The 10,889-nt window shown below is 53.0% G+C and carries 11 protein-coding genes, 1 tRNA gene and 1 pseudogene; 2 read left to right on the top strand and 11 right to left on the bottom strand.

Translation table 11 applies throughout. From position 1 onward, the window contains the following. Positions 1–887 precede the first annotated feature (887 nt). Together AB7E65_RS09485 and AB7E65_RS09480 are read right to left on the bottom strand one after the other, a co-directional pair. Positions 888–1,250 (bottom strand): hypothetical protein, encoded by a 363-nt coding sequence (locus tag AB7E65_RS09485; RefSeq protein WP_428745761.1) that lies wholly within the window; start codon positions 1,248–1,250, stop codon positions 888–890. Between the two features lie 36 nt (positions 1,251–1,286). After that, entirely contained in the window at positions 1,287–2,417 is a 1,131-nt protein-coding gene (locus tag AB7E65_RS09480; protein WP_083558808.1) for a deoxyguanosinetriphosphate triphosphohydrolase, read from the bottom strand. A 167-nt stretch (positions 2,418–2,584) separates the two neighbouring features. Here AB7E65_RS09480 and rsmD point away from each other — a divergent pair, with 167 nt between their 5' ends. Together rsmD and coaD are read left to right on the top strand one after the other, a co-directional pair. Then, the gene (rsmD, locus tag AB7E65_RS09475; protein ID WP_072287677.1) at positions 2,585–3,163 is read left to right on the top strand and encodes a 16S rRNA (guanine(966)-N(2))-methyltransferase RsmD; all 579 of its coding nucleotides are present in this window, start codon (positions 2,585–2,587) and stop codon (positions 3,161–3,163) included. Further along, positions 3,160–3,648, top strand: a complete 489-nt coding sequence (gene coaD / locus AB7E65_RS09470) for a pantetheine-phosphate adenylyltransferase (RefSeq protein WP_072287676.1) — start codon at positions 3,160–3,162, stop codon at positions 3,646–3,648. The genes rsmD and coaD overlap by 4 nt, the downstream gene beginning before the upstream one ends. Positions 3,649–3,735: 87 nt before the next feature. Here coaD and AB7E65_RS09465 read toward each other — a convergent pair whose 3' ends face one another. The 9 genes and pseudogenes from AB7E65_RS09465 to AB7E65_RS09425 all read right to left on the bottom strand — a co-directional run. Then, on the bottom strand, positions 3,736–4,455 hold the full coding sequence (locus AB7E65_RS09465; protein ID WP_428745760.1) for a creatininase family protein: 720 nt from the start codon (positions 4,453–4,455) through the stop codon (positions 3,736–3,738). Positions 4,456–4,491: 36 nt separating this feature from the next. Next, positions 4,492–5,253, bottom strand: a complete 762-nt coding sequence (locus AB7E65_RS09460; RefSeq protein WP_428745759.1) for a 7-carboxy-7-deazaguanine synthase QueE — start codon at positions 5,251–5,253, stop codon at positions 4,492–4,494. Next, positions 5,225–5,593: a 6-carboxytetrahydropterin synthase QueD gene (gene queD / locus AB7E65_RS09455; RefSeq protein ID WP_072287673.1), complete on the bottom strand. Its 369-nt coding sequence runs from the start codon at positions 5,591–5,593 to the stop codon at positions 5,225–5,227. The genes AB7E65_RS09460 and queD overlap by 29 nt, the downstream gene beginning before the upstream one ends. 7 nt (positions 5,594–5,600) lie before the next feature. Then, a complete protein-coding gene (locus AB7E65_RS09450) occupies positions 5,601–5,819 on the bottom strand; it encodes a DNA gyrase inhibitor YacG (protein WP_072287672.1) in 219 nt (72 codons plus the stop codon). A 138-nt stretch (positions 5,820–5,957) separates the two neighbouring features. Beyond that, positions 5,958–6,032: transfer RNA gene (locus AB7E65_RS09445), tRNA-Gly, on the bottom strand. Between the two features lie 39 nt (positions 6,033–6,071). Further along, complete coding sequence (locus tag AB7E65_RS09440) at positions 6,072–7,376, bottom strand: CCA tRNA nucleotidyltransferase (RefSeq protein WP_072287671.1); 1,305 nt, start codon at positions 7,374–7,376, stop codon at positions 6,072–6,074. Positions 7,377–7,444: 68 nt separating this feature from the next. Continuing rightward, the gene (locus AB7E65_RS09435; protein ID WP_428745758.1) at positions 7,445–8,749 is read right to left on the bottom strand and encodes an aminotransferase class I/II-fold pyridoxal phosphate-dependent enzyme; all 1,305 of its coding nucleotides are present in this window, start codon (positions 8,747–8,749) and stop codon (positions 7,445–7,447) included. Positions 8,750–9,002: 253 nt separating this feature from the next. Next, the gene (locus AB7E65_RS09430; protein ID WP_145926442.1) at positions 9,003–9,803 is read right to left on the bottom strand and encodes a hypothetical protein; all 801 of its coding nucleotides are present in this window, start codon (positions 9,801–9,803) and stop codon (positions 9,003–9,005) included. Next, positions 9,800–10,753: pseudogene (locus AB7E65_RS09425) on the bottom strand (acetoin utilization protein AcuC); the annotation flags it as partial. The gene AB7E65_RS09430 and the pseudogene AB7E65_RS09425, both read right to left, overlap by 4 nt. Positions 10,754–10,889 lie beyond the last annotated feature (136 nt).

Here is a 10,889-nt window from a genome sequence, read left to right as displayed (position 1 = left end):
AGATAGCAGATTGGATCAATTGAACCTGCTCAAATAGCCAGCCGCCTTTAGGCGGCCCAAGGTTTGAGCCAACCGCTTTGAGCGGTTCACCCATAAAGCCCCCGGTTTGACCGGGGGATACTTACTCGCCAAATCGGAATTTGGCTTTGGTTTACGAAAGAAACTCAGGATCTTCTTCAGCATCGGCGCCTCCTTGTATCAAAAAATGAAATCAGGAAAATAAAGCGTAAAGCGGCGAAAAACCCTTTTTCCCTTGCAAACGGCGTTTGCCGCGCCTGTGGCCTTGCGGTCAGAGATCGGACACAGCATCTCACCTGCCCATGGCAGAACGTGCAAAATAAACCATACAACGGGCATCACTGTCAATGACTTAACTGCTTAATTTTAAACGGTTTTTTTGGAACATATCGAGACGGACCACAAATAAAGTTGTAACACATTGTGCCGATCTGTAACTACCTGGCCGAGGAAAACATTCGTTGTCGCCCTTGATATGCCTGAAAAGAGGATAAAAACCGAAAAATCAGAGAAATGAGAAAAGACAATAGGGACAAGATGCCCCGGAGGATCTTGAGGTGATCGAAGCTATACAACGGTTCCCTTTTCAGGAAAGGCATCATAAAGTCAATCTCAATGAAATCCGACGGCAGAAACAAGCGTCAGATCGGAGTTATCAGCGAACCCGCCAACCATCTTGGCGATAAAAAATTCGCGTGTATATAAACACCTTTTGGCCAATGGGTCAACCCCTTAATTGCTGCTCAGAATAGACACATTCTGAACCACATCCCGCCTTGGCAAGGTCCATAACGCGACACCTAGGCGCCCCAGCGGGAAAATTCGGGAGAAAAGCAATAAACTTCAAGACAGATCTTTTTATCGTTTGATCATTTACCAATTTTTTGGTAGAAGGTGGGTTTGACCAAAACTTCAAGGAGCCTTTTAAGATGCGAAATCATTCGCTTACAGGAAAACAGACCAGGTACCTCCGAGGCATCGGACACCACCTGAAACCCCTCGTCCAGATAGGCAAGGAAGGAATGAGCTCTGGGTCGATACAAAATATACTCCAGTGTCTGGAAGATCACGAACTGATCAAGATCAAACTGCTGGAGACATGCCCCTTTGACCGCAAGAAAGCGGCGGTCGAGATCGCCGCTATGACCGGATCGCATGTAGTTCAGATCATTGGCAGGACGATCCTCCTTTATCGTCGCGGCGAAGCGCCCGAGATAATCCTGCCCTAACAATTTCGGATATCACCTCCATCGGGTTCCCGCAACCCTTCACACCGGTTCGTAGGGCTCAAACAGCTTCTTGTATTCTTCCAGGGCGTACCGATCCGTCATGCCGGCAACAAGATCGCAGATGGTTCTTTCCTTCCCATAGATCTCAAACTTGCGGTGACTCTCCTCGGGCAGAAGAGACGGCGTTTTCAGGTAGGTTTCAAATATCATGGCAAGAACACGCTCCACCTTGATACGCATTCTTTCAACCTTGTAGTGCCGGTATAGTCTGTTTTTAAGAAAGCTCTTCAAAAAATCATTCTGTTCCGCGACGGCGGGGCTGAAAGAAACAAGGCGGCCCTCCTGTCGCCGCACGTCCGGCATGCTTTGCACATTGCACATGGCGATGTTGTCCTGGGCCGTGTGGACAACGTCGCCGATAAGCCGGCCTATCAGGGTGCTGATAGTCTGATAGACATGACGTGTTTCATTCAGCAGGGGATATCTCTGGCCGACATCGGCAAACGTCTCCCTCCATAAAGGGACGCTCTTCAAGGCGTCGAGGGTAATGTACCCCGCATTGAGACCATCGTCGATATCGTGGTTATTGTACGCAATCTCATCGGCCAGATCAATGATTTGCGCCTCCAGAGTGGGTGGTACCCCGGGAGAATATTCTTCGGCCTCCGGCCAGACCAGACGGTTCTTGCCGGAGTGCTTGACGATGCCCTCCCGGGTTTCCCAGGTAAGGTTCAAGCCGCAGAAATCCGGGTAGCGCTCTTCCAGAAGCTCGACAATGCGCAGACATTGATGGTTGTGTTCAAAGCCGCCATAGCCCTCCATAAGGCGGTTGAGTACCTCTTCACCGGTATGACCGAAAGGCGTGTGGCCGAGATCGTGCGCCAGGGCCACGGCTTCGACGAGGTCTTCATTAAGGGACAGACGACGCGCTATACCACGGGCAATCTGCGCAACTTCAAGTGAATGTGTAAGCCGAGTGCGAAAATAATCACCCTCGTGGTTTACAAAAACCTGTGTTTTGTACTCGAGCCGCCTGAAGGCTGCGCAATGGATAATCCGGTCACGATCACGACTGAATGCCGTTCGCTCATCTCGAAACACCTCCTGGTAGCGTCTCCCACGGCTTTGATTGCTGCGGGCGGCATATGGAGCAAGGTCTGGGCGTTCCACGTATACCTCCAAATTATAGGGGTCTTCTTGACCGAATGGGTGCGCTATGCTAGATTTTTCGCCAAATTTTTGATGAAATCATCGAAGGCTCGCCTTGCGGGGCCGCAGGGCTGCATGGCGCAATTTTTACGGCGTCACCGATTTAATCAGAATGAAGGAGCGTTCGGGTGCGCATTATAAGCGGAACTGCAAAAGGGAGAAAACTCAAACAGTTCAAGGGCCAGCGCATCCGTCCTACGGGAGACCGGGTTCGGGAAGCTGTATTCAGCAGTCTCCAGAGTCGCTTCGGGACATTTGAAGGACTGAAAATACTGGATCTTTTCGCCGGTACTGGGGCGCTCGGCATCGAGGCGCTCAGCCGCGGGGCCGCAAAGGCGGTTCTTGTCGATCAGAGCCCACAGGCCGCAGATATCATCGCCGACAACATACGCTCCTGTGGCATGGCCGAACGTGCCGATTTTTTCAGAGCTTCGGCAGACAAGATTTTTGACAGGCTGGTACGATATGCCCCGTTCGATATCATATTTCTCGACCCGCCCTACAACCAGGGTTTGATTGGACCAGCCTTACGCGGAATCATAAAAAACAGTCTGCTGTCCGAAAAAGGTGTCGTGTGCGTCGAATCGGCGCGTGACGAACAAGTGCCGGTGGATGTCCTCGAAGTCGTCACAATGAATCGCAAGGAATATGGTGCAACTGTCGTGACTTTTCTTTCCCTCTCCATCCCAGAGGCAACCTCCCGATGAAAAAACGTATTGCGGTTTATCCCGGCTCCTTCGATCCCATCACCAACGGCCATCTGGATATAATCCATCGGGGTCTTCAGATATTTGACGAGTTGATTGTGGCAATTGCTCACAATGTCTCCAAAAAAGCCCTGTTTTCCATTGATGAAAGGCTGGCATTGATCCGGGAAAGCGTCAAGGATTACCCACAGGTTCGGGTCGACACCTTCCAGGGTTTGCTGGTGGACTACATGACACGGCAGGGGGCCAGAATCGTATTGAGAGGTTTGCGGGCGGTTTCGGATTTCGAGAATGAATTCCAGCTGGCTCAAATGAACCATACCATGAACAGCGAGCTTGAAACCCTTTTCATGATGACTTCCGTTTCCTACGGTTATCTCAGCTCCTCAATTGTCAAAGAGGTCGCCTCCTGGGGAGGCGATATCGATGAGTTCGTGCCCCTTTGCGTTAAAAACGCCCTGAAAAACAAGTTTTTTCAGGAATAGCCAAAAGCGGCCTGCCAACCCCGACGGATCACCTGCAGGAAGCCTTTCGGGTGGGGTTGGCAAGCCGGCTCAGGGGAGCCTGGCCCCCTACTCTACCCAGCTTTCGAGATGGTCGACAAAACGATCCAGGGCACTTACCACCAGCTCTTCAATCCTCAAACCTTTTTCCGCTGAAGCCTTGCCTGGATCTCCCCAGACACCGCCCTGCCAGAACTTCCGCTTATCCCTGACCAGAATGCCTTTGGGGAAGCGCGGAAACTCCCTTGCGGCATCACCTCTGACCAGATGCGGATGAGAATGAAGCATGCGTGATGTTTCAATCTCCCCGGCGTGGGTATCGCCTTCCGTTTCTATCAGCCCCCTGCCCTCTTCCGCGGCCAGTTGATATTCGGTCAATACAGCGATTTTGAGATCGTTGAAACGTTCCAGCAATTCCTCGCCGGCATCGATCAGGGCGGCACTGTGGGTTCCTCCGGCATGCCCGGTAAGCAGAATGAAATTCCGCAAGCCGTGCCTGTAAAGGGAAACCACAACATCGCGAACAAGCGCCTTCAGGGTTTGCGTCGTGATGCTCAAGGTCCCGGGGTGACAGCAGGTGGACCGGCAAACCCCGTAGGGTATGGCGGGCGCGACAAATATGCAGCGCCGTTCGGCTAACCGCCGTCCCACGGACACCGCCTGCAAGGTGTCGGTCGACAGGGGAAGATGCGGGCCATGCTCTTCCGTTGACCCGATGGGGATGTAGACCGTGCGGGTTTTTTCCAGTCCGGCGACAAATTCCGGCATGGTCATGTCTTCAATGATCATAAAAAGACTCCAGGAGGCACGGAAGACGTGTAGCGATTATAACAGGTTCATAAAAACATGCATTTGCGGGACAACCCTGACATTGGCATGCTGTTTTGCCACCGCCGCCTGCAGACAGAGGAGATGGTTTGACGACATGCCGATCTTTCCCTGCTGGGTGACGGGTTGCAAATAGACACTGGTGTCAGGGGACATCTGGCGCACCATCCGACCCAGATCGATCATTTCTTCGACAGGCGTCTCCTCGCCCACAACAGCCTTCACACAAACTTTGGTTCTGCTGGCTATTTCCAAAAAAGCCCGGTGCAGCTTCCAGGGTGTGGCAACACCGGTTACGGAAGAAAGTTTGACATCCATGGATATCATATCCAGGTGGGGCACCAGCGGCTCCAGGGCCGCGGCACAGGTGCCGTTGGTTTCAAGGTGCAAAGGCAGAATTTCCCGCAGGACCGGGGCCCAGTTCAGCAAGACCGGCGCCTGAAGCAGGGGTTCGCCGCCGGTGAGGCTTATGGAATGGTGCATGCCGGGAGATGCGTCCACCCAAGCGCTCACCAAAGAGGCTATGACTTCCAGAGATACGGGATTGGCGATGCCACGAAACTGCCCCGACCCGGGAGCATCCTCGACGCGGCAATGCTCCCGAAGCGAGTAATCGGTATCGCAATTAGCGCAATGCAGATTACAGCCTGCCAGTCGAATGAATATCTGCCGATACCCGACCAGTTCCGCTTCGCCCTGGATAGACGAAAATACTTCAAGCAGCTGAGCATCATTGCAGGGCATAACTTGCACAGGCATTTTCGGATTCCCAGATACAAACGCTTTCAATAACCACAGCCTCGTTGAATACCTGCTGCAGTTCCTCGAAAACAAATCGCGCAATGTTTTCCGATGAAGGGCTTATGTCTTTAAAAAATGGCAACTCGTTAAGGTATTTGTGGTCGAGAAGACCAAGAATGCGTTTCGTTTCCTTTTTGAGAACCTTGAAGTCGATACCCAGTCCGGACTTATCGAGTTGCCGCGTCGCAACCGTGACTTCAACCTTCCAGTTATGACCGTGCAGGTTTTCGCAATCCCCCTGATAATGCATGAGATTGTGAGCTGCCGCAAAATAAGTGCTAATCATCAAGCGATACATTAACTTTTCAGCTCCATTTATCTGTATTGTCGTATGTTGTTTCGCAGGAAGCATCCGCTTCGGAAATGTCGGATGTCACTGGAACACGATACTCCTCATCGATCCACGCCCCGAGGTCGACCATGCGGCATCGACGGGAACAGAAGGGACGCCAGGGATTATCCTCCCAGCGTGTCGGCACGCCGCAGCGGGGGCATTTGAATTGTCGTGGGTTTTTCGGGTCCATCCTGAGCCAATCCGCATCTGGAGTTTGAATATGATTCGTGCACGGATATTAATAGCATACCGTCAACTGGTGTGACAATCCAAAGCCGCCGGAATGAAAAAAGGGCCAGGCACGATACCTGACCCCGAATCAAGCTATTGGAGCGGGAAACGGGATTCGAACCCGCGACCTTCAGCTTGGGAAGCTGACACTCTACCACTGAGTTATTCCCGCCTGATGAGAGCCGAATTATAGGAGCGGCCCCCGGCATTGTCAATGGGTTTTTTGACACCTTTTCTCCAAAAAGGTATAGGCCTGCCTGATGTTGCAGACCCTTCCTGCGATTTCTTCCCGTCGCAGAGCACGCAAGGCGCGCCCTGTCTCCGGTCCGGGTTCCACGCCAAATCGCTGCAGCAGACAACGACCATCCACCAGATCCCGAAGTGGCGCCGCAACGGTAAACTCCCGGGCCATGGCAATCGCTTCCAGGGCGGCGCGGCGGTTTTGATGCCAACCGGCCGCGGCCAGAAACAGCAGACATCCTACGGCATCGTGGCCGAGGTCCGCAGTCCACCAGTATCGGCCGCGAGCCCCACAGCACAATCGCTGCACATCCGACAATCGGGAAAAAGCCAATTCCAGGTAGCCGCGGATCGCCCTGCTGGCCGTTCGGCTGAATTTCTGGTTTAAGAGAAAGGTCTTTGCCGCAGCAGGTTCGATGGCGCGCAGTATCATCGTCAGGTTGAACGCCGCTCTGCGGGTCATGCCCTCTTCCAGCGAATGCCCAATACTGGTCTGAAAAAACAAATTCGTTTGCATGTCCTGAATGTTGCGTCCCAGCATTTCCAGCGCCGCCACAATCTCATTGTTTTTGCAGGCATGGACTTCTCCGAAAAAATATCGGTGCAGACCAATGGAGACCAGACGGCGGTAGACAAGGGCCGGCCTGACATGGTCGAACAGCAAGCCTGTTTCCCTGCGAATCCGCTCGGCGGCAACGCCGGCGATGCCGCACGCCGCGGCGCGCATGGCGGACAAGGTATCCGGACAGGGTTCGACCCCCATGTTTGTCCAGTGACGCAACCCCTTCAGGATGCGAAGCGGGTCGTCCTTCAACACGTCGCGGGAGCAGATCCGCAATCTGCCCGAACCCAAGTCACCAAGCCCGCACAGGGGATCATAAAAATCCTCCCCTTGCGTCTCTCCACGGACGCGCATTGTCATGGCATTGATGGTAAAATCCCGCAATTTCAGGTCCTCCAGGAGACCAGGGGACCGCAGGGGTGCAAAATCACAGGAAACCTGAGTATCATTAAAAGGCAGAAGGATGCGGCTTTGCCGACGCGATTCATCCAGAAAAAACCAGCGACCACCAAAATTGCGGGCAAGGGTTCTGGCCAGAGCGGTAGGATCAAAGGCTGCAGCAAAATCCAGATCGCTGCAGGCTCTGCCGAGGAAAAGATCGCGAAGCGCGCCGCCTACCAGATAGAATGGCGCAGCGTCGGGCAGCAGTTTTGCAAGCTGCGCAAAGGGGAAAAGCCCGTTCAGTTCATCACAGACCTGATTGACTGATCTCATGACATCACGCTTTCCGGAAAGCGACGCATATGGCAAAGCCCGCTGTAAGCGGGCTTTGCCATACTACATCAGGAAAGGTCACCGGCCGCCTGGTATATCAGGTCAAACAACTCAGGGAGATGCTCTTCCTCGATACAACTGAAGGCGATGCGAAGATCTGTCCGATTGATGGCGATGGTGCCGATTCCGTAATGATCCAGCAGGTGCAGCCTCAAACTCTCCGCATCAACGTTTTTGAGCTTGAGACACATGAAATAGCCTGAATTGAATGGATAAAAACTCCATGCATCATCGTAACGCCCGCTCTCCAGAACCTGTCGCGTTTTCAGGGCGCGACTTTTCATGATTTCGAATTTCTGCTGTTTTTGAGTTTCGTAATCGGACGATCTGAGACCTTCAATCACAAAGGTTTGCGACGGATGAGGACAATTGGAGATGGTTCCGCGGATAATGCCGAGAGTTTTATTCTCCAGTACCTGAATGACATTGGATGCTGCTGTTGCTGCACAACCACCAAAAGTTATGAATCCGACCCGGAATCCCCAGACAAATTCCTCTTTGGTTGCTCCGTCAATTTTGACGGCAAGAATACGCGGATGCAGATCCACCAATTTGCCAAACAGGGATTCCTTGAGACAATCCTGATAAAAAAGCCCGAAGTAGGCGTCATCCGTAACCGCGACGATATTGCAGCCATTATCGGCTTCCTGACGCAGAACCTCCAGCAGAGCGTCGCCTTCTGCGACGCTTGGCGTATAGCCGCTGGGATTGTTCGGAAAGTTCAAGACAACCACGGCCTTGCCTTTTTCCCGGGCGACACTTTGTAAGACCTGTCGGAAGGCTTCTATGTGATAAGCGCCGCTTTCGGTAAAGGTGGTATGCTTGCGTATTACCCCGCCCCGGCGAACCCCAAAAGTAAGGTTGTAGTTACCCCACATCATATCTGCCATGATGACCTGGTCGCCTTCGTCGACGAAAAGGTCGGCCACAATGGAAAGACCATGGGTAAGCGCGCTGGTAACAATCGGCGTGCCGAAATATTTTCCCGTCAGAGAAGGATTTTCCCGCAACATCTTTTCACGCCACAGGTTGCGGAGTTTCGGTTTCCCGGCAGGGGGGGCATAACCATAAAGGTCCGAAGGCTTGAAGGCGGACAATTTTTCATGAATACAGGGCAGATACATAGGTTCGCCGTTCTCGGTGGCAATCCCGATCGTGGCGTTGAATTTATGGGCCTTGGTTTTTGCCTCAGCGGATTGTGTCAAAATTCCTTTGGGAAAATAGAGTTCTTTCCCCAGCCGAGAAAGCAGGTCAAGAGCCGAGGAACATTCCTCTTCCAACTGCTTGTTCAAGGCGAGCGCCAGCGGATTCACGGTTTTTCCTCCCCAGGTTCAGGCTTTTAAACCAGCCGTATTCGGAAGAATCTGCATCGGCTGGCAGGTTTGCAGTTAAAAAATCAGGGTGATCGGAGCCGAGACATGCAGCACCACAGGTCTGCGGGCTTGGATGATTTGAAGGCCGAGCGACTGTTTGCCCCTGTCGGCGGTGCGCATTAAATCAGGAAAGAATGTTTTTTTCAACGTAAATATACTCCCTGCCCGCAAGCAGTTCGAGTGTCGGATGGATTTACCACTCCAGCCCGGAAAACGTCCGAATGCCGGCGTCCTGTCCGATGACTTTGTAAATCCGGATGCCGTCCCAGGAACACTCGAGAATGCCGTCATGAATGGCCCAGCTGCGCCCGCGGACGGTCCGGTTCATCCCCGGTTGCCGAAAGGCACTGGATCCATCGAGTTTTTGGGTAAGATCTCCATCGTCACGAAAGCCGGCATCGATGCGCCGCATAAGGTTATAGCCGCAGAGATAACCGAACCCCATCTCCTCATACAGAAGCGCCGTATTATACGAAAGGGGTTCGGCAACGATGGTGTCGATGCCGAGATCTTCGGCAAATTGTTCAAACAAACAAAAAAACTCCCGGAACAGACCGAGTCCGGGGAGCACCTGGTGGGGGCAGAGGCCTGCGCGCATTGCGTCTATTTCTTCAGGTATGTTGCGAGTCAGGGTGCCCAGGCAATTGTCCCGCCCCTCGGCATCGCGGTCGATGTCGTATCTTCGTCCATCGATATTATTGATAATACACAATGTCAGTTCAAGTTGCCCATAGGGCGTATCTGCGGCCTGCATGAAAAACAGGCAATCGCGATCTGCCTCGGACCTGCGCACTTCGATCCGGACCAAACCCAGATTTTCCGGGCAGATGTAGCGAATAAGCGGCCCATTGCGCCCCGCGGCCCTCCAGCGGGGATCCTGCAGAATCGACGCCGGAATCAGGGTTCGATAAATCGCTTCCCTTCGCGCGGCACTGGTATTGTTGAGATTCCTGAGGGAGCCGAGGGATCCGGTTGTTTTCCATGAAAAGTTCAAGAAAAACCTCCTCCCCTGCCGAATATGGTCATGCCATGAAGCGGGAATAGCCGTCTTTCCAGAAAAGCCAGATTTCTGTCAAACTGTTCCTGAGCACGGCAGAAGTCATCGGGATGGGCAAGATGCGGCTCATCGCGCAAGGCCGTTGTCGCATAGCCAAGCGTCTTCAAAGTCGAAAGAATCTCCTCGGGCAGATCATCCGCAACTTTTTGATCGCTCATCACGGCCCAAAGCAATGTCCACCCCCGTGCCGTATTGAGTCTGTCATAGCCTCCGCCACCGAGAGCAACCCAGGGCAGTCCCGTCCGCCGCAGCAGACGAGCGGCCAGCTCAACGGATCCGGTGGTCATTTCGAGCCTTGTCAACGGATCGGTTCTCAAAATATCCATTCCCATCTGCGAAACCAGTACATCGGGTTGATAGGCATGCAGCAACGGCATGACCACGCGTCGCAGGGCCTGCTCGAAAACCAGATCGTCGGAATGCGGGGCAAAGGGAAGGTTTACCGTGTACCCATATCCGGCTCCCGCGCCTAATTCCCTGACAAAACCCGAATAGGGAAAAAAATCCTTTCCGGTCTCATGCAGGGATATGGTAAGAACCCGGTCCGTCCGATAAAATGCCTCCTGAACGCCATCTCCATGATGAGCGTCAAGGTCGATATATGCAACCCTCAGGCCACGGTTCACCATGGCGTTTATGGCAATGACCGCATCATTGAGATAACTGAACCCCGAAGCCCTCGCCGCATGAGCATGATGCCATCCGCCTGCCATGTTGAATGCGCAGTGGCACCCTTCATCGAGCACCTGGCGTACAGCTTCCAGGGTTGCACCGCAGCATAGGCGGACCCAGTCAAACACCCCGGGGAAAACCGGATTTTCATGGTCACCGAGGCCGAATCGAAAATCGGCCCGGCGACCTTCGGCCTCACTGAATTCTTTGAGTTTTTCAAGATACCTGAATCAGTGAATTTACAATCGTAATTTCTCGTTTGATCTTTGACAATCAGCTGATTTTGCTGGGCTTTTCTGCTACTATTGAACCGCTTCAAAATTCACCCAAGGAGATTTTTTCGTGATGTTT

The sequence above is a fragment of the Syntrophotalea sp. genome, assembly GCF_050253115.1.
GTDB classification, from domain to species: Bacteria; Desulfobacterota; Desulfuromonadia; order Desulfuromonadales; family Syntrophotaleaceae; genus Syntrophotalea; species Syntrophotalea acetylenica.
The sequence above is the reverse complement of the archived record's forward strand: the minus strand, read 5'-3'. Positions and strand labels throughout refer to the sequence as shown.